This window comes from Pseudoalteromonas sp. T1lg122 (assembly GCF_002964825.1).
GTDB classification, from domain to species: Bacteria; Pseudomonadota; Gammaproteobacteria; order Enterobacterales; family Alteromonadaceae; genus Pseudoalteromonas; species Pseudoalteromonas gelatinilytica.
Window position 1 is genome coordinate 104,037 of record NZ_PQCG01000005.1, and the last position, 19,940, is coordinate 123,976.

The following is a 19,940-nucleotide window of genomic DNA, read 5'->3' on the forward strand; positions in this document are numbered from 1 at the left end:
CATTTTAATATTGAGGTATACTAGCGCAACGTCAATAACCACGGGTGCGCAATGATTTATTTACTACCTATTTTAGCTATTTCGGGTGTTGTTGCCTTATTGTGTTATGCACGTTCGCAGCAGGAGTGTAAGGGCTTGTGTGTGAGTGTCGCTGTGACTGCAATCGCGTTACTCGTAACCGCAGCTTTAGTCATCGCGGGACTCGGTGCATTAAGAAGCAGCCTAATGTTTGCTGTGACTATTTTTATTATTTATCAATTACTCGGTCTAGGGCGTGCTGACCCTTTATGATTAATTTTGCAGCAGTGTGTTTGGTATTTAGGCAAGGCAGAGCCTATGTAGTGTGGTTGTTCCACATAAATAGGCGATAACGCAGCATTAATGCCAAACACGCGCTGCCCTCCGGGTTCTTCCTAGGGGCGATTAACTCTTTGTTGCTCGATTTTTACTTAGCCCACTAGGTTACAAATCTCGCGCCGCGATTAAATCGCCCCTAGAGTGAACAAATTTCAATCAATAAGGGTCAACACGCCCTACAACCGCTAAAAATCGAGTAATTTCTTACACTTTTTAACTTCAGGCTTTTAAAAAAGCATCGCATACTAATTCTTAAATTAAGCAACATGCTAATCAAGGATTGTGATGAAAAAAGCCCTGTTAACTGCGGCACTTCTTGCCGCTGGCCACGCTTCAAGCCAAGAGACTTGGCAAACTATTCATACCGAACACTTTAATGTGCATTTTAGCACTGAGAATCAGCAATGGGCCCGCTCAGCGGCGACAGAGCTTGAAATTGTTCGCGATAAGGTACTAAAACAGCAAAACCGTGCTCTTGATGAAGTGGTCGATGTTCTGGTTTTCGACCCATTTAACGCCTCCAATGGCTTTGCTTTGCCGGTGACTAACAAGCCTCTAATGGCTTTGTTTACCACGCCTCCACAATCCGACACGGTGATTTCTAACACCGATGGTTGGCAGCAGTTATTAATTTTGCACGAATATATTCATTTGGTGCATCTTGCTCAGCCTACTCGAAGCGACGTGCGTCAGGCTATTCGCAATAGTTGGGATATCTATGATTTAGTTGATGGCGAGATGCCGCGCTGGGCTGCCGAAGGATATGCAACGCTGCTTGAGTCGAAAATGACAGGCCGAGGCCGTTTATACGATAACCTTTCAGAGGCAATATTGGTTGAATTTGCACAGCAAGGTGCATTGCCACGGTATAGCCAATTGAGTAGTACAGAAGGGGGCTTTTTAGCTGGCTCAATGGCGTACTTAATGGGTTCTCGCTTTCTAGCATGGCTAGAAGAGAACTATTCCGCGCAAACTCTAGATGCAGTTTGGACACGTATGCAAGCGGTTAAAGCACGTGATTTTGATGAGGCCTTTAGCGGGGTATTTGGCGACTCACCTGAGCGACTCTATCGTCGTTTTATTGCCGAATATACCTATAAAGCAATGGCTAAAGAGGTAAGTGAGCAAGCACTCACAAGTAAGCTTTGGTTAGAACTTGATTTATACGCCTCGAACCCTGTTTTAAGTTTAGATAACAGTAAACTTGCTATTGTTGAGCGCAACAAAGATGACGAAACCCGTTTAGTCATTTATAGCACGGATGATAATCAACAGGCTGCCGATGATTTTGCAAAGCAGCAACAAGCGTTACTTGATGATGATCCCGTCGATATTGTTGATAAAGCCCCAAGTGTTTTTAAACGTAAGCAAAAACATGTGCTTCAGCAAATTAATAGGCAAGGTATAAAAAACCCGCAGTGGTTAGACGAAAATACACTGTTTTTCACCGCCACCACAACCGTTGCTAAAGGCTCCATTCAAGGTATTTCAGATCTATACCGCTATGATATTGATACAGGTGAAGTGAGTGCTTTGACGCATCATGCAGGGCTGCGCCGCTTTAGTATCACTGATAACGGGCAAACTGTTTATGCTGAGCAAACTAAGCATGGCTTCTCTGAGTTGGTACGTCTTGACCTCAATACGGGTGTCGCTACGTCTTTGTTTGAGAAAAGCCTAGAAACGGTTTATGACTATCCATTACTAAGCCCTAATAAAGCTCAACTTGCTTATTTAAAAGCGACATTGAATGCCAATTGGCAGTTGTATATACAAGATGTGAATTCTCAGCAATCAATAGCTGTGCCTATGCCTGAGGGCTATCAGTATGTGTCACAACCTAATTGGCAAGCAGATGGCAAAGGGCTATATTTTGTCGCGGGTAAAAATAAAGCTCTCGATTTATATCATTATGATCTACAAAGCAATTCACTCCGCCAATTAACGCAAGGCCAAGAAGCTATTGCACACCCAATGGCAATGAATAATGGTGAACTTTTGTATTTATCGATCACTGCTGAAGGGCCGAATATCAAGCATTTTGCTGAGCAACCACAAGGGTTAGAGGTTGTTGAATTTGCTAAAAGTGCAGCGCCACCACGAGGGCAAGTAACGAGCGAAGTATTACCTGAGGCGAAAATCTACCCGCAAAGCCCAACTGAGCCAGCTGATTATGATATTTGGCAGCAAAAACCCACCTTTTCGCTGGCATCTCAGTATTATTCGGCATCATCTTCGCTGCTTACCCTTGGAGTAAAAAGTAACGACTTTTTAAAGCAGCTCGATTTACAAGCAGGCTACAGTGCTGATTTACATGACAAAGCATTGGAAGGGGTGTTTGCGGCCGCTAAGTACTCAGCGTTTGATTTAAAATTTAAAGCGCTGTTATTTGATTACGACCTTGAATCGGCAAAACAGTACCATTCACAAATACCGGTGAACATAAGTAACACTGGGGCGCATCTAGCCATGAGCTACCCGTTGCAGTTTCAGCAGCTTAGTATTACACCGAGTTTGAGCTATAACTACAGTGATTTTAGTAAGGGGGATGATCAATGGTTAACCCTTGGACTTGAACAAAAATGGCAACATGATAGACAGCGATACGGTTTTGCTCAGTCTGTGAGTGCTCAGTGGCTATCCGGTGATGCCAACTCGAATAATTGGCAGGGCTATAACTTTGCCACCGTATTGAGCGGTTATGCTTTTGATATTCCTGTTTATGTTAATTTTGCACAGCAATATCGCGATGACAGTACCCTTGCGCTTGGCGGTTATGAGTCAAACTTAATTAATAATGACACGCAAAGTGGCTTTGTTGTTGCTCCTGAGCTGCCGTTTATTAGTCAAGCAGGTAACCGCTATAAAGGGTATGGCGGGGGCATTAGTTACAAAGATTCATTACCTTGGCTTTATTACCAGCAACATCAAGTTGATAACCGAGTCTATGCACAAAGTTATGGTCTCAAGTGGCAAGGTGACTTTAGCTTTGGTATGGGGCCCGCTGGTTTGAACGATGTAAATATTGATTTTGGCGTCGCCCGGGTAGAAGGCGACGACTTCGAAAATGATTTACGGGCTTGGCTAAGCTTCTATTACTCGTTATAGCCTAGTGTTGATCAGTTAAGGCGAAAAGCTTGGCGTGATATAGCGCCAGTTTTTCGTCTTTATTTTCTATCTCAATGGCTTTTTCTAGCCACTCCTTAGTGCTTTTTTCATTTCCTTGCTGATAACTAATAATCGCTAATTCGATATAGGGTTCAGATAAATAAGGGGCTAATGCAATGGCATCTTCGAGCTGTTGTTTCGCCTTGTAAAGTTGGCCATTGTTACGGGCGTTAATTGCCGTTGCCAGTAACTCGAACGGATCTTGCTCAAGCATCGCCAATTCTGAATTGAGCTGCTCTGCCAAAACCTGATCATTCAGTTGCTCGGCCAATACTGCGTAATTATGTAGTAAATTAGTATCTTTAAAGCCATGCTGCATTGCTGTTTGATAAATATGTTTTGCCCCTGCTAAATCACCCGCTTGGCGATGTAATACGGCGGCTAAATTATAAAGTGATGCCGCATTTGGGGTGTATTCATTGGCTTTTAAGATATAGCTGTAGCTTAAATCGAATTCTTTCAAGGCCAGCGCTTTTGCGGCCAAGTTACTATAATAACGGCTGATCAAGTCTTTTAGTTCAGCTCGACCAGAGTAAAAACTGCCACGTGCTGGAAAGTAATCGATGACTGTACCTGGTGGAACCAAGTAATTACCGTCCTCATTTAAAGGCGCGTAGACTTTGGTGCGAAAATGGCCTGACACATACACAATGTTACTTTGTTTACTGTAAACCGGTTCACTCGACACTGCTTGAAAGCTGGTTTTAAGTCCTGCTAGTTGGGCATAGGCATGGGTTAAGATTGCTAAGCTGATACAGTTACCCTGATGACCTTGAAGAGTCTGCTGGGCATTGAGCGTAGCGCTAAAGTAATTAAAATTAGTGAGTTTACTTTCTAAGTAGCTATAAAGGATTTGGTCGTCTCTTAAATCACCTCCTTGACGCGCGGTAAAATAATCAAGAAAACGCTGTTGCTCATCTGCAGGGAGTGTAAAGAGTTCAGGGTCGCTAAGTTCAACGTGTTTAAAATGTGTGGTGTTGAGTAAGCTGGCTACACTCGGTGGTGGCGTTGGTTGTTGTTTTGTACTTTTACATCCAACTAAAAAAGCACTCAAAACAAGCGCATATAAAATCGACTTCATAGCATTACCCTCCTGAACACTAATTACTCAATGTACCCAGATCGCAGAGACTATTCAAGCAGCTAATGAGTGTCATGGATTGTAAACACCCTGTATGGTTATCTTGCCAATAGACTGTTGTTTGTTTTTTATTCTTTATTGCATTCTAAAACGCTCTCATTACAATGCCGCGCTCTTTTAAATTGCTTAAAAAACATGGGTTTACTCTAGTTTTATAGGTGGTTTATAAACTGCTAACTTATTAACTAAATTGTAACGAGAGAGGTCTGTTTTGGCGCACTTTTTGCCGATTATTTCATGCTTTATTTTAGCGTTTAGCTTTTATCCGCTTTTAAATAAGATCCGTAAAAATCGCAGTGTGTCGGGCGTGTCGCTGTTAATGATGAGCTTTGGGGTCGCGCAAAGTGTGTATTTCATCACCTATAACTTGTTCTTTCAGCGCTTTTACATGGTTTTACCGTTCGTTGTTACTGGCATGCTAAGTGGTGTGATCCTTTATTACTTTGTTCGTTACAATGCTGAGCGAAAGCAACGTATGCAACTAGCCGGGTTATTAGCCATGTCATTCGTGCCTTTTAGTTTGTTGCTGAACCCTTATTATGAAACGGCAACAGTGCTTAATTGGTTAACCTATGTGGGGTTAGTCATGAGCTCTATTCGTGTTATGCCGCAGACTTATAAAACCATTAAAAGTGGTGATATTAGTAATTTAAGTGCGCGCTACTTTAGCCTACAGTTTGTTGCTGGAAGCTGCGGCCTCGCTGCCGAGCTTGCTATGGCGACACCGAGTGTGTCTCACATACTAACCTTTGTGATGATATTACTGACCAATGCCGCGCAACTAGGATGTATTCAGTATTATAAATCACGCCCAGCAATGGCTTAAATGCCTAAGTAATATTCCGTTTATTAACTCGTTGCTTTATGGCACATTATCTTATCGCTATCGAAAGGATAAGATATGAATTGGAATCAATTAGGCTATTTATGTCGATTATTATCGCCAATAAGTGGCCTAAATAAAGCACAGCAAGAAGCGCTTAGTGCCCCGCAACACTTAGAAATTTATAATGATGGACAAAAAAATAGTCCATTAGCCACTAAGCTTGCAAATGACCTTAAAGAAGCTGAAGGTGAACAGCAGCAAAGGTTAGCGTTAAGTTATGCAGCGTTATCATCAACACTAAAAGAGCACTCTTTCGACTATAAAACCAAGTTGCTTTATCTGGGTGTACTTTTCTCAGTTTTCATCCTCGTTAACTTTATTTATCAGCAATTTGTTATTCCTTCATTCTCAAATGTGTTTAGCCAATTTGATGTGCAAGTTACAGAGCACATGGCTAATTTAGCTAGGTTCTGGCTGGTAGCAAGTATTGCGCTCGGCTTGTTCTTGATGGTTATTATATTGACTGTAAATGCACTTCGACAGTTTGCAAATCTGACTTTACTGAATGCTTCATCAGCCCAATTAGGACTAATAATCCCCAAACAAATTAGGCACAATTATGACGCTTTAGTCGCTCTAATTGAGTTTCCATTGTATGGAACACTACAGAACGATAATCGTGAGTTATCTCATTTAAAAGCATGTCAAAGTAATGGCTTGGATATTGCCGAAGAGCTAGAGCTCCTTGTAGTCAATAAGCTTGAAAGCTTACGCGGCGATATCACAGCGCATATCAACAGACTCATTAATGTATTTAGTATTTTATTGGTGATATTAATTGCCCATTTCTTAATGGGAGCATATGAGCCTCTATTCTTAATGGGAGAGATAGTATGAAAAATAAAGGATTTACGCTGATTGAGTTAATGGTTGTAGTCGCCATCATCGGCATTTTAGCTTCTGTTGCATTACCACAATACAGTCAATATATTCAGCGCAGTGAACTAGCGGATCCCTTAGCTATGGCGTCAACCATTCGAGAAGACGTTACAACCTTTTATTTGGAGCACGGCCGCTTTCCAAAAAACAATGAGCAAGCAGGTGTCCCTGCAAGTAAGTTTTTAATTGGTAATCGGGTTACGGGGATCACTGTTGAAGACGGAGTGATTCATATTAGTTTGGGTAATAAGGTATCGATGCCTTTGCAAAATACAGTATTAACTTTTCGCCCTGCCGTTGTTGTCGGAAGCCCTACAAGCCCTATCGCTTGGCTTTGCGGTTTTGATAAACCTGTAACTGGCATGCAAGCGGTTGGTGAGAATAAAACGACTGTGCCAAAAGATATATTACCTTCATCGTGTATTGATAGAAGCTGATTTAAAAAACAAAAGGCTGCCAAGGCAGCCTTTTTTGTGTTGCTAAGCTTATGCTTCGAGGGCTTTACTAATTAAGCGATCGATATATTGCTTATGCGCTTTAGCTGCGGTGTCTGCGCCCCAAGGCACGCTCATATCAGCAATTTGATTTAACTGATAAAGCGCAGCTGCTTTGGCTAGGTTGTCGTGCTTACTCGGTTTGCCTAAACCAGCAATCGCGATTAGCTGATTCACATATTCAATTTGTAGGTTGTGACTTAAGGTATTTGCTTTTTTGCTGTCTACAAAAATGCTTGCTGTTAAGTCATTCATAAATTGGTTAAGTGAATACTCATTACCATACATTGCGCTGTCTGAAATACGCAGCATGACAGCCGGGTGTAATAACTGGGCAAGTACCAGCTTTTGCATGCCTAAAATCATGCCATGTGGTTTAGGGTCTTCGTTCTTACCGTAATGATTAAAACCACGACGTTGCTGTAGCAGGTAGTTATAAAGTGGCTGCATACTAGCAAGCACATTTGGCGAGAATACTTTGTCGGCTAACACTTGCATTGCATGTTGTTGGCGCTCAAGTGGCACTGGTGTAAGTGGCGTGCCATTTTTATCATCGCCTACAACATTACGCTCTACATAAACACCACCGATTTGACGTGACACTACGCCGGCTTGTGTTCTGTAGCTACCAAATAGAATGTTTGCTGAGGTAACAAGTTGTTGGTATGACTCGCCATTCACGGTGGCTTTGTCTTTAAGTTCAGTAAATAACTTATTGATAAGTGCCATACGATCATCAGCATATGCGGCAGGATTCGATGACATATCGCCAATCATCACGCGAGGGTCGATATGACGACCAGGGGCGCGCATGTCATCAGCATCATTACCAAACGCTAAACCGTGCTCTGATGAGCGAGCGAGAATTTTCTCAAGGCGTTGTTGCTCAGCCGCTTTATCAGCTAATGCTTGGCTGTAGCCGTATTCAATCGCCCAATCATCGTAAGGGCCAGGTTTGGTTTGGAAAATATCACCTTGCTGCATGCCAATAGGGGCAATGTTTGCTGGTGCATAATCCATCACCGAGCCAGTTACGATACCTTGTGTTTTACTCTTATCGTGAACTTCTTTTTCATCCCACAAAATAGACGACTTCATATTGTGGTTAAGACCAAGGGTATGACCTACTTCGTGTAACACCAGCTGAGTTAAACCTTGGCGTAAAATCTCTTTGTCTTCAATGCTCGCACCTGTGCCTAAGCCTTTAGCAAGTAACATGTTTTCTTGAATACTGTGACCCAGTGAACAATGCAGTTCTGAGGTGCTTGGGCTACTTTGAAGTGTTGCTGCACCTTGCGTGTATAAGGTGTCGTACATCCAACGGTTTTTCATGAAAACATACTCTAACATGATGTCAGAGCCTAAGATCTCACCAGTCAACGGGTTAGCAAGGGCTGGGCCGTAACCACCAAATGGTGGGCGTGGTGATGCAGTCCAACGTAATACGTTGTAGTTAATATCGCCCGCATCCCAATTTGCGTCATCAGGTTGTACTTTTACTTCGATGGCATTTTTAAAGCCCGCTTTTTCAAATGAGCTATTCCATGCCAGCACGGCATCACGAATGGTGTCTCGCCACTCAACAGGCGTGGTATTTTCAATCCACCAAGTGATCGGTTTAACAGGCTCAGAAAGTGCAGCTGATGGGTCTTTCTTTTGCAAGTCCCAGCGCTTGATGACATCTTCATAAGGTGCCCAGTCTGCTGATGTCATATTGTCGAATTCGTTAGTAAAATAGCCAATACGCGCGTCATCTTGACGAGCTTGATAATCATTTTTTGGTAACGCAACGAATGAATGCTGGACTTTAATTGAAACATTACGAGGGTCGCTTACGGCACCAGAGCCTCGTACAGTTGGGTTGGCATTATTGAATACATAATCAACCACAACATCTAGGTTATTTGGGTAAGGACGCTGTTTAATGATACGCGACTTTTTGTCGTCTAATTTACCAAGTTTAAAGCGTTTGCTGGCATCTTTATCTTTTGGGTTCGCCCAAGGTGAGACTTTATGCAGTGCTTCACTTAAAAATAGCTTATCAACATTAAAGGCTATTTTGCCGCCTTCTTCTTTTTCGATTTTGATACTCGCAAGGACAGCTTCGCTAATGTTGGCATCGGCAGAGCGTGCTAAGGCTGAGTTTTCATCAAATTTATAGCGCGGCGTTTTGCTAATAATATCAATGCGGTCAAAATATTTACGGAATTCAATTAGCTTTGTCTCGCGGTATGCTCCTCTGAAGTGACCTGCATCAGTAACACCATCAACGGTGTGAGCAAAATACACAAACGGCGTATCGAGTTGAGATTGGTCGATCACCATTAAGTTGTCGCCCGTTTTCGCATCTTGGTAAATGCTGAAAACACCGGCAAACTCGCTTTTATCTTTGATCATTTCAGCCAGAGTTTTTGGCTTCTTTTCTTCTTTTTTCGCTTCGGCGGCGTGGCCATTCATGGCAAACGCTAGGCTTAGTGCCAGCGCAATGTTTGTTATTTTCATTGTTAAATCGTTCCTTTAATTATTTCTCAATCAAGTTTAATGAATTAACCCTTTGATAAAAGAGTGTTTGTTAACAAGTGTGAAAGTGAATGTGTAAGCTTTTGATATTAGGTATTTTTTGTTTGTAACAAATTGTTCTTAGGTGGAATTTTTGCTTTGTATTGCCAATTTAACTGTTTTTGTAACAGTTCCTTACAAATGTCACATTAATGTTTCTGTCAGCTTTGGTATGATAGGGCCAGTGAAAATATTATAGGTGTAAGTTATGCGCACAAGTTTATTAAAATGGATCTTACCATTTGTTGCATTAATCGTTGGTATTGCTGGTTTTATGGCAATCAACGCTATTGCTCAAGAGCCTAAAGACAAGGATGTAGTTGATGTGCGTCCTTTGGTACAGGTTGAGCCGGTAGCAAGCGATGATCATCAAGTGATTATTAACAGTTACGGTGAAGTTAAACCGCTAGAAAGTACTTTGATTGCCTCACAAGTGGCTGGTGAAGTAACGAGCTGGCATCCAAACTTTGTTGCGGGTGGCATCGTAGCTCGTGGCGAAGTGTTATTTACCATCGAAAAAGATAACTACGAAGCGGCTGTACTACAAGCTGAAGCGTCGCTTGCAAGTGCACAAGCGGCACTGATTGAAGAGCAAGCCCAAGCTAAAGTGGCACAGGATGAAGCAAGACGCTACCCAGAGCGTGAACGCACTGACTTATTCCTACGTAAACCTCAAGTTTTAAGCGCGCAAGCGGCTGTTAAATCAGCGCAGGCTGCATTAAAACGTGCCGAGCGTGACCTTGCTCGTTGTGAAGTCAGAGCGCCTTATGATGCACTGGTGATCAGCCGTGAAATTGGTGTCGGTCAATACATCAATGTGGGTAGCCAAGTTGCTGAAATTAACAATATTGAAAGTGCTGAGATCATCGTGCCAATCGCTGGCTTTGACAGTGTATTTTTACCAAAACGCTTAAAAGGCGTTAAAGCAACCATTATTAATAAAGGCTTAAATAGCTTTACTCGTGAAGCTGAAATTGACCGTGACCTAGGCGTTGTTGATAACGCAACGCGTATGAGCAACTTAGTGGTTCGTGTTGATGACCCATACGGCTTAAAGCACGACGTACAGCCAATTAAATTTGGTGCTTATGTACAAGTCAACTTTGCAGGTGCGACATTACAAAATATCTATCGCTTACCGCAGTCTTTAGTGAATAACCAAACAGTATGGATTGTGAATGGCGAAAATAAACTTGAGCCACGTAAAGTAACTGTTGTGCGTGAAGAAGGCGAATTCTTCTATGTAAGTGATGGCCTTGAAGTGAATGACCAGCTAGTACTTACTTTACCTGAGTACCCGCAAGAGGGCATGGAAGTGAAGATTGCTGGTATGAAAGAAATGACAAGCGATGCAGAAACTGCAGCGGTTGATAAGCTGTAAGGTAACCTTATGACAGACGCAAATACAGAAAAACAGTCTGGCCTTATTGCCTATTTTGCCAATAACTCGGTCGCTGCTAACTTAATGATGGTGTTTATCATCATCATGGGGATTATTAGTTATTTCACTATTCAACGCCAAATGTTCCCGAATATTGAAATTAACTACATCGAGATACAAGCCAATTACCCGGGTGCCTCGCCACAGGAAATTGAAGAAAGTATTCTGATCAAAATTGAAGAATCGCTCAAAGATGTCACTGAAATTAAACGTGGTGTATATCGTGCGTTTCGAAATAATGGTCGTGCAAGCTTAGAGATCAATACAGACGCAGAGCTCACGGATGTGCTCGATAAAGTGAAGCTACGTGTAGACAGTATTGCGACGTTCCCAGCAGGCATGGAGCCTGTGACAATTAGTCAGGTTGAGTTTCGCCAAGACGTGATTGGCATGAGCTTAGTCGGTGATATTCCACTGACTGAGCTAAAGCCAGTTGCGAACCAAATCGAAAATGAGTTACTGCAACTATCTAATGTGTCATTGGTGCAAAACGATGTACCACTTGATGAGATTGCGATTGAAATCGATCCAGATTCACTGCGTCAATACAATCTGACTTTGAGTGATGTGGCCAGTGCGGTACGTCGTTACTCTGCGAATATTTCAGCAGGCCAATTACGTACTGACGCAGGTATTATCTCGGTACGTGTTGAAAACCAGTATTACAACGGTGATGAGTTCCGCCAGATCCCTGTAAAAATTGGCGCGAATGGCGCGAAAGTGCTGCTAAACGATATCGCGGTGATCAAAGACCAATTCACAGAAGGTGAACGCTACTTTAAATTTAATGGTGAAAATGCCGTTTATTTATCTGTAAAAGCAACTAAAGAGCAAAACATGATCCCGGTTGCTGACTCAGTTAAAGCGTTTATTGAACTAAAGAATAAAGAGTTACCTGCCGGTATTCGTCTTGTGCCACTAATGGACATGACTTACTACCTCAATGCCCGTTTAGACATGATGAAAACCAACCTATTTCAAGGGGCTATCTTGGTTGCCATTATGTTGTCTATCTTCTTGCGCTTTAAGCTAGCACTTTGGGTAATGATTGGTTTACCTGTGTGTTTCTTAGGTGCGATGATGATGATGCCATTATTTGGTATCAGTATTAATATTGTGTCGTTATTTGCCTTTATTATGGTATTGGGGATCGTGGTCGACGATGCCATAGTCATAGGGGAGAGCGCCTACACCGAAATTGAGAAAAAAGGCGGTGGTGTTGTTAACGTAGTGAATGGCGCAAAACGCGTTGCTACACCAGCAACATTTGGTGTTTTAACTACGATTGCTGTATTTGCACCGTTTACGTTATCAAGTGGACCAGAGAGCGCATTCTTCTTTGGTATCGCTGTGGTGGTAATTCTGTGTTTGGTATTCAGTTTGATTGAATCGAAACTTATTTTGCCAGCGCACATTGCCCACACTAAGTTCCCGCCAATTAATCCTAATAGCTGGCGAGCGCGCTTTAACAAACGTTTCTTTAACTTTGTAAATGGTCCGTATAAACGCTTTATTGTGCGTTGTGTTGAATGGCGCTGGTTTGTGTTGTTTGCGTTTGTCGGCTTGTTAATTATGACCTTTGGTCTGATTGCATCAAACCAAGTGCGTGTTGTACCAACACCTAAAGTACCTCATGATTTTCCGCAAATTCGTTTAGAGATGAATGAAAATGCCTCGGATATGCAAACAATTAATGCGATCCGTGAAATCGAAGCCATGGTACACAAAGTCGACCAAGAGACAGAGCGTGAGTTTGGCCAAAAGCTGATCCGCGATATCTTAGTGTTTAACCAAGGTCGTACTGAAGCACAGCTACTGGCACCGCTGGTCGATGAAGAGTTACGTCCGTATAACGCATTTGAATTATCTCGTCGTTGGCGTGAACAAATGCCAAGTATCCCAGGTGTGAAATCACTGCAAATTTACGATGACGTGAATGGCGGTGGTATGGATGGTGAGTTTGGTTACTTACTTTACGGCCCAGATATCGATACCTTAAATGATGCAGGTCGTCGTTTCATCCAACTATTACAACAGCAAAAAGGCTTGTTTGATATTAGTTCGACCATCGATCCGGCGAGCAAAGAAGTGCAATTAAGCTTAAAACCTGTGGCATATGATTTAGGTTTAGACCTTGCCAATATTGCTAATCAAGTAGGTGCAAGTTTCTACGGTGGTGAAGCTCAGCGTGTTATTCGCCGTGGTGAAGAAGTGCGCGTCATGGTTCGTTATCCGAAACTAACACGTGAAGCGTTTGCCTCATTAAAGCATGCCGTTATTACAACACCTGCTGGTAAAGAGGTCATGCTAGGTGATGTTGTCGAGCTGAATGAAACGCCAGGTATTAGTTATATTCGCCGTGAAGGTGGCTATCGTACTGTGTATATCTACGGCAGTATCGATGAAGAAGCGATTGAACCGGGCGAAGTTGTTAAGCAAGTTAAAGAGACTCTGTTACCGCAACTTAAAGAAGAATACCCATCAGTTAAAACTGAGTTAGGTGGTTCTATTGAAGAGCAACAAGCGCAAGCTAATGAGCAAATCATGTTCTTCATCGGCGGTATGATTTTAGTGTATATCTTGCTTGCAGTACCGCTTAAGAGCTATTCACAGCCTCTTATTGTTATGTCGGTTATTCCATTTAGCTTAACCGGTGCAATTTGGGGTCACTTCTGGTTTGGTTTAGATATTAGCTTGATGTCGGGCTTTGGTTTGATTGCGGCAGCGGGTGTGGTAATTAACGACTCGTTAGTTATGACTGACTTTGTAAACCAAGCGCGCCGTGAAGGTATTTCAACTCGCGAAGCCGTTATCGAAGCAGGTTGTGCACGCTTTAGAGCAATTACCCTGACTTCAATTACAACCTTTGCTGGTGTACTACCAATTATGTTCGAAACCAGCTTACAAGCTAAATTTGTCATTCCAATGGCAGTTGCACTTGGTTTTGCGGTTATGTTTGCAACCCTAATCACGCTAGTACTTGTACCTTGTTTGTACATCATCATGAGTGATGTGGGTAATATCTTCTTGAAAGTATTCCGTGCGGGGCACCGAGTAACGACCAGAAGAAAACTAGCAAGGGATTAATACCCCATCAGTTTAAAAGCCAACCTAAAGGTTGGCTTTTTTGTATCATTCGTTTTTGCTAGTAACTATTTGCTATATAAGACGTTTGGTTACATTCTTTTGTTTGATTTGTGATTCGGTCACGATTATACTCAGTCTTGTTTTTGGCAAACTAACTGAAAGGTTAGGACGCAAAGTTTCCGGTCTAAGGTTTTAAACTATGATAGCGGGGCCGCTGATAAGCACATAATCTAGTGCTTTGGATCTCTTGCCTCAAACTAAAAGTATTTATTTTGTTCGGTTGTTAGATAATGCCTATTAGTTGTTCTTAGGGTGATATTTTGTTTATGCATACGTCAATGGCCTCTGGGAAGTGGTTGCCGATTGGTTGCTTAAATCATCATACCCAACTGTTTGTTGGTGATAGGGTGATTGTGACCTTTTATGACATGCAAGGAGAGCTAGTCGATTTATCATTCGAATACCCGATCAGCAGTTCCGATCAGGGTGAGCCTCATAATTGGCCACGTTCTGTTGCCGAGCATATTAACGTGCATATTCCGCTGGTTAAAGCGGGCAAAATGACCGAACAAGGTTTAGTAGTCGCGTACCGTTCAAACCAAATTTATGCCCTTGAAGGGTCGGGCATTACGCAGGTAAAAGTGGCGTTTAATTGCATCGCAAAATGTAAAGAGCGAGTGCAAGATAGTCTGCAAGATTATGACTATGTCTACCCACAAGCATGCAGCGATTACAGTGCGGGTGTTAAAGTACTACAGCCAAAAACGGGTCATATTTATATGTGTAAACCGTGGCCATTTAGCGAGTTTTGTCGTGTTAAAGATTCACACAACCCGCTGTTTGAGCCAGGTGTAGGAAAAAGCTGGGCCATGGCTTGGCAGCAAGTATCGCATTAACAGTTTTCCCCCTAAATGCTATTTTAGCATTGCTTAGCCCACTCAATTTGAGTGGGCTTTTTTAATTCTGTGATAAACTGCCAGTAATTCGTTTTTTATTTTGGTTTTTCCCTGTGTCATTAAAATCGTATTCTTTGTCTTTACTCGCGCATCCTCCTGTTGCCAAAAAACACCCTCATCCATTAACGACTCACCAACATACTCGCACCGATCACTATTATTGGATGCGTGATGATGAGCGTGAAAATGAGGATGTATTAGCGCACTTAAATGCCGAAAACGATTATTGCGATAAGCAACTAGCCGATATAAAACCACTGCGCGAACAATTATTTAATGAGCTAAAAGATCGTATTGTTAAAGACGACAACACGGTACCGGTAAAAGATGGCCAGTATTGGTATCACTCAGAAGTACGTGGCGACGATGAATATGCACGCCATTATCGCAGCAGCTCAATAGAAGCGCACGACAAGCACCTGTTGTTAGATGTAAACCAATTAGCTGGCGACTACGAATTTTATGAATTAGGCGAAGTTGCAATTAGCCCAAACGAGCAGCTACTTGCTTACTCTGAAGACACCGAAGGGCGCCGTATTTACACAGTGCGTTTTAAAAATATTGCGAGCGGTGAGATGTTTAGCGATGCGCTGGAAAACACCGAAGGCCAAGTGGTGTGGGCTAATGACAGTAAAACCGTTTTTTATGTGAAAAAAGACCTACAAACCTTATTGGGTTTTCAGGTTTACCGCCATGTTTTAGGCACCTCGCAAGCTGATGATGTACTGGTTTATGAAGAGCAAGATAAAAGCTTTTTCATGGGGCTTGGCAAAAGCCGCGATGAAAGCCTTATCATTATTGACCTTGCGACTACAGAAACAAACGATACTTGGGTGCTGGATGCCAATAACCCAGAAGGTGAGTTTAGTGCCTTAATGCCACGCGAAGAAGGCCATGAATTCGATGTCGATAAGCTAGGTGATACCTTTTACATTGTGACTAACTGGCAAGCAAAAAACTTTCGCTTAATGACGGCTACACAAAGCACCATTGCCGATAAAAGTCTTTGGCAGGAGCATACACCGCATCGCGAAAACGTATTGTTAGAAGGAGTCGAGATTTTTGATGACTACCTTATCCTCACCGAGCGAGAACTTGGCCAAACACGTTTTGTTGTGGTTAATCAGCAAGCTGAGCGTCTTACTTTAGAGTTTGATGATCCTTGTTATTATGCTGCAATTGCCATGAACCCCGAGCCGAATGTGCGCACTGCACGTATTTACTATTCAAGCTTAACGACGCCAGGTTCTTTGTATGATGTTGATTTAAAAACAGGTAACAAAACCTTATTAAAACAACAGCAAGTGCTAGGGGATTTTAACCCAGAACATTATCGCTCAGAGCGTTTAATGGTTACTGCAAGAGATGGCGAGAAAGTACCCGTTTCTTTGGTTTATCGTATTGATAAATTTACTAAAGATGGCACTAACCCAGTACTGCAATACGGCTATGGCGCGTACGGCATTACCATCGATCCTAGTTTTTCAAGCAGTTCATTAAGTTTACTAGACCGCGGTTTTGTTTATGCGATTGCGCATATTCGCGGTGGCGAAATGTTAGGTCGTCACTGGTATGAGCAAGGTAAAAAGCAATATAAGCAAAATAGCTTTAGCGATTTTATTGATGTTACTCATGCGCTTACTGAGCAAGGCTATGCACACCCAGAAAAAGTATTTGCGTCTGGTGGCAGTGCTGGTGGTTTATTAATGGGCGCCGTGGTTAACCAAGCACCTGAGCTTTATTTAGGTATTGGTTGCCATGTGCCATTTTTAGATGTGCTAACCACGATGCTCGATGAGAGTATTCCACTGACGACCAATGAATATGACGAATGGGGTAACCCTAATGACCCTGCATTTTATGATGTAATTCAGGCTTACTCGCCGTACGATAATATTAAGCCGCAGTTTTACCCTAATATTCTCGTTACTACCGGATTCCATGATTCTCAAGTGCAATACTGGGAACCAATGAAGTGGGTTGCAAAGCTGCGAGAGTTTAAAACCGATGATAATATTTTGGTATTTAAAACCGACATGGATGCAGGCCATGGTGGTGCATCGGGTCGCTTTAAAAGCCTTGAGGAAAAGGCATTAGAAATGGCCTTTTTTATTGCTTTATTACCGAATTAAGGCTTAGATAAATAAGTTAATAAATTTTATAAGCGTAAACTTAAGTTGTATTTCAAAGGGGTAAGCATGTTTAAAGCCCATGGTGATTGGCGTTATTTTGTTGAGCCGCCAGTGATTTATGTGGAAATTAGTGGCAGCTTTAATAAAGAAGCCGTTGCTTCATTTAGTATTGAAATCGCTCAAGAAATTATGAAGTATCCAGAGCATTCCATTCAGTATGCTGTGGTCAATTTAGAGCAATTTGAATTAGCAACTGCCGATAGTATTGAGATTGCAAAGGTTTACTTTCAGGCCGTTAAAGCGCGGGGCTACAAACGCGTTGACTATATTAAAGCGAATATCATTGCTCGCAATTTATTAGAAACAGTTTGGTCGGGCGTCGAAATGGATATTAACTTTCACCCAGATGCTGAAAGCTTTTTTCAAGCAAGACCTGAGTACGATAATCTAAGAAAGTGGTTAAAGTAGAATATAAAAAAGCCCTCATATGAGGGCTTTTTCGTATCTGTTGTAAATATTAACCAAGGTAGGCTTTTAACATCCAAACAAGTTTCTCTTGTTCTTTGATGTAGTCGCCCATAAGTGATGCTGTACCTTCGTCATCTGCATAACCTGCTTGTGCGAGGATTTCACGCTGCATCTGAATAAGCGTGCTGTAACCTGCTAATAGGTTTTCTACTGCCGCTGTGCCTTCAGTGATATTTTTAGCTTCACTAATTTTGCTTGCTTCAATGTACTCAGAGAATGCGTGCACAGGTGTACCACCTAACGTTAAAATACGCTCTGCAATCTCATCTACTTTCTCAAGCAGTAGGTTATAAATTTCTTCAAATTTAAGGTGTAATTCAAAAAAGTTACGACCTTTGATGTTCCAATGAAAGCCGCGTGCGTTCATGTATTGAATTTGGTAGCAGCTTAATAAAGAGTTAAGTGATTTTACGATATCTTCACTTTTTGCGCTGTTTAAACCAATTGCATTTACCTGTGACATAGATTTGCTCCTTAAAAAAACCGTTATTTGTTTACTTGCTAGTGCTTGGTGTTAAGTATTAGCCATCTTGGTTAATCTGTAAAATGGTTTAATTCGAACGCTGTGATAGGTTTTAGCTATCAAAGGTTGGTTTTGTCCATTTGCGCACTATCAACATAACATTAAATTACTTTTATATAGACTTGGGGCAACTGAGCAAAAAATCTACCTTATTTTACGAATATTTTAAAATTAGGCAGAAAGTATGATCTAAAACAAGGTTTGCACTCGCTGCTAACTATGCCGATTTAGAACTTGATTTAGGTCAAAAAAGCAACGAACTAGAAGCGCATAATGACCTTACCGCATTTAACCAGGAGAAGAAAAATGGACGGTAAAACAGTTAAAGAAAATAAAGCAGAATTAGTTGTTGTAGTGATTGCGTTACTTACATTTGTGATTGGTTTAGTTGGGCATTTAGCAGGTGCTAGCTTCGCAAACTTTGATACCTTTGGCTATATTGCTGCACCCGTACCACTTATTCTAGGGATCATTGTTTTAATCTCATATAAAGTGGCTGCAAGTGCTGAAGATTAAAGTATCACTCACTTTGATTTATAAGCTTAATAATGTAATCCATCACTTGGCGTGAGTAGATCATACTGGTGTGACTCAAATGAAACACCTTATGTTCTGCCATGCCATTGAGTTTGGTTTCATCAATCAAAACTGTTCCATCAGAGACACTGCCTTTAGCAATCAGCGGCATTAGCCCAATTGGTAAATCACCGGCAATACTATATAGCTTGGCATTAAATGGCCAATCACCATTCTCAGGCAATAAAAACTCCACGCTGTTTTTTAACAGCATATCAAAGCCTTTTTGCTGCATTTGCTTAGCAATATGACTGCCTTTATGCGGGGTGCCTAAGGTGATCACCTTTTCGACATGGCGACTTTGTAAGGAATTGGCCTCTAAGTAAGCGCGAGCCACTAAGCCGCCCATAGAGTGGCAAACTAAGGCGGTAGGTTTGCCACCGATAAAGCGATCAATCTTATCGAAAATCGCCGCTCTATCGGGAGAGAGCGTGTTATAGGTCAAATTGAGTATTTTTAGACCTGACTTTTCAAGGCGTGAACACAGCGGGCGCATCACAAAGCCCGACATATAAAGTCCGTGTAATACTACAACTTGCCTAATTGCCATCGCATTCCTTACATTAACTGTTGCGGCTTAATTTCGATATTTGCCGTGTCTGAGCTAACCCATACTTCACCATCTTGAATGGTAATCGTGAGTTTGATATTGCGATCAGCTAAGTCGGCTAAAGCCTGAGTCGCGGCATAATCGAGACTAAAAATACTCAAGTTTTTAAAATCATACAACTTAGGTTGATGTTTTTGCCACCAAATCGCTTGATTATTTTCGCCGTAGGTATATAAAACAACTTGCTTCGACTTATTGCAGGCTTTTTTCAGACGTTTTTCGTCTGGTAGCCCAAGCTCAACCCATAATTCAATTTCTTCGCTATAGTTAATGTGCCAAAGCTCAGGCTCATCATCTGCGCATAAACCCTTTGTAAACTCTAAGCCTTCACGAGCATTTAGTGCAAAAGCCAACAAGCGGATCATTAAACGTTGCTCGGTTTCTGATGGGTGTTGTGCCAGTGTTAAATTGAAATCTTGATAAATGTGGCGGTCCATATCGCTTAACGATAATTGCGCTTTAATAATGGTTGATTTAAGAGCCATAACTGCTTACTTGAAAAAATTTGCGTCATTATAGCGCAATTCGTTGCCGAGCCAGTTAAAATACCGTGAAATTATCTTGTAGGAGTTAAAAATGGCCATCCAGTGGTTCCCGGGTCAC

General features: G+C 41.9%; 16 protein-coding genes and 1 riboswitch. Of the genes, 11 read left to right on the plus strand and 5 right to left on the minus strand.

Features of this window, described 5'->3' with window-relative positions:
• The first annotated feature begins 51 nt into the window (after positions 1-51).
• On the plus strand, positions 52-291 hold the full coding sequence (locus C2M33_RS21095) for a hypothetical protein (RefSeq protein WP_158685563.1): 240 nt from the start codon (positions 52-54) through the stop codon (positions 289-291).
• Between the two features lie 351 nt (positions 292-642).
• Positions 643-3,465 carry a TolB family protein gene (locus C2M33_RS04720; protein ID WP_063700904.1) on the plus strand — a complete coding sequence of 941 codons (2,823 nt, stop codon included), beginning with the start codon at positions 643-645 and terminating at the stop codon, positions 3,463-3,465.
• A gap of 1 nt (position 3,466) precedes the next feature.
• Here the strand turns inward: C2M33_RS04720 and C2M33_RS04725 are convergent, their stop codons facing one another.
• A complete protein-coding gene (locus C2M33_RS04725; RefSeq protein ID WP_063700905.1) occupies positions 3,467-4,606 on the minus strand; it encodes a tetratricopeptide repeat protein in 1,140 nt (379 codons plus the stop codon).
• A 271-nt stretch (positions 4,607-4,877) separates the two neighbouring features.
• Here C2M33_RS04725 and C2M33_RS04730 point away from each other — a divergent pair, with 271 nt between their 5' ends.
• The 3 genes from C2M33_RS04730 to C2M33_RS04740 all read left to right on the plus strand — a co-directional run bounded on the left by C2M33_RS04730 (position 4,878) and on the right by C2M33_RS04740 (position 6,868).
• Positions 4,878-5,492, plus strand: coding sequence for a PQ-loop domain-containing transporter (locus tag C2M33_RS04730; RefSeq protein ID WP_105173880.1), 615 nt, complete (start codon positions 4,878-4,880; stop codon positions 5,490-5,492).
• A 75-nt stretch (positions 5,493-5,567) separates the two neighbouring features.
• A complete protein-coding gene (locus C2M33_RS04735) occupies positions 5,568-6,389 on the plus strand; it encodes a hypothetical protein (RefSeq protein ID WP_105173881.1) in 822 nt (273 codons plus the stop codon).
• Positions 6,386-6,868 carry a pilin gene (locus tag C2M33_RS04740; RefSeq protein ID WP_105173882.1) on the plus strand — a complete coding sequence of 161 codons (483 nt, stop codon included), beginning with the start codon at positions 6,386-6,388 and terminating at the stop codon, positions 6,866-6,868. Before C2M33_RS04735 ends, C2M33_RS04740 begins: the two co-directional genes overlap by 4 nt.
• A gap of 48 nt (positions 6,869-6,916) precedes the next feature.
• Here C2M33_RS04740 and C2M33_RS04745 read toward each other — a convergent pair whose 3' ends face one another.
• On the minus strand, positions 6,917-9,427 hold the full coding sequence (locus C2M33_RS04745) for a zinc-dependent metalloprotease (protein ID WP_063700911.1): 2,511 nt from the start codon (positions 9,425-9,427) through the stop codon (positions 6,917-6,919).
• Positions 9,428-9,692: 265 nt separating this feature from the next.
• Here C2M33_RS04745 and C2M33_RS04750 point away from each other — a divergent pair, with 265 nt between their 5' ends.
• The 5 genes from C2M33_RS04750 to C2M33_RS04770 all read left to right on the plus strand — a co-directional run bounded on the left by C2M33_RS04750 (position 9,693) and on the right by C2M33_RS04770 (position 17,568).
• Positions 9,693-10,865, plus strand: coding sequence for an efflux RND transporter periplasmic adaptor subunit (locus C2M33_RS04750; RefSeq protein WP_063700913.1), 1,173 nt, complete (start codon positions 9,693-9,695; stop codon positions 10,863-10,865).
• A gap of 9 nt (positions 10,866-10,874) precedes the next feature.
• Complete coding sequence (locus tag C2M33_RS04755) at positions 10,875-14,012, plus strand: efflux RND transporter permease subunit (RefSeq protein WP_063700915.1); 3,138 nt, start codon at positions 10,875-10,877, stop codon at positions 14,010-14,012.
• A 135-nt stretch (positions 14,013-14,147) separates the two neighbouring features.
• Positions 14,148-14,231, plus strand: a riboswitch (cyclic di-GMP riboswitch).
• A 107-nt stretch (positions 14,232-14,338) separates the two neighbouring features.
• The gene (locus C2M33_RS04760) at positions 14,339-14,908 is read left to right on the plus strand and encodes a chitin-binding protein (RefSeq protein ID WP_105173883.1); all 570 of its coding nucleotides are present in this window, start codon (positions 14,339-14,341) and stop codon (positions 14,906-14,908) included.
• 113 nt (positions 14,909-15,021) lie between these two features.
• Positions 15,022-17,100, plus strand: a complete 2,079-nt coding sequence (locus tag C2M33_RS04765) for a S9 family peptidase (RefSeq protein WP_105173884.1) — start codon at positions 15,022-15,024, stop codon at positions 17,098-17,100.
• Between the two features lie 66 nt (positions 17,101-17,166).
• Positions 17,167-17,568: a hypothetical protein gene (locus C2M33_RS04770; protein ID WP_063700922.1), complete on the plus strand. Its 402-nt coding sequence runs from the start codon at positions 17,167-17,169 to the stop codon at positions 17,566-17,568.
• Positions 17,569-17,617: 49 nt separating this feature from the next.
• Here C2M33_RS04770 and C2M33_RS04775 read toward each other — a convergent pair whose 3' ends face one another.
• Positions 17,618-18,091, minus strand: coding sequence for a Dps family protein (locus C2M33_RS04775; RefSeq protein WP_105173885.1), 474 nt, complete (start codon positions 18,089-18,091; stop codon positions 17,618-17,620).
• 366 nt (positions 18,092-18,457) lie between these two features.
• Here C2M33_RS04775 and C2M33_RS04780 point away from each other — a divergent pair, with 366 nt between their 5' ends.
• The gene (locus C2M33_RS04780; protein ID WP_063700926.1) at positions 18,458-18,667 is read left to right on the plus strand and encodes a hypothetical protein; all 210 of its coding nucleotides are present in this window, start codon (positions 18,458-18,460) and stop codon (positions 18,665-18,667) included.
• Positions 18,668-18,671: 4 nt separating this feature from the next.
• Here the strand turns inward: C2M33_RS04780 and C2M33_RS04785 are convergent, their stop codons facing one another.
• Positions 18,672-19,277, minus strand: coding sequence for a PGAP1-like alpha/beta domain-containing protein (locus C2M33_RS04785; protein WP_063700928.1), 606 nt, complete (start codon positions 19,275-19,277; stop codon positions 18,672-18,674).
• An 8-nt stretch (positions 19,278-19,285) separates the two neighbouring features.
• Positions 19,286-19,822 carry a YaeQ family protein gene (locus C2M33_RS04790; protein ID WP_054552313.1) on the minus strand — a complete coding sequence of 179 codons (537 nt, stop codon included), beginning with the start codon at positions 19,820-19,822 and terminating at the stop codon, positions 19,286-19,288.
• Positions 19,823-19,940: the final 118 nt, after the last annotated feature.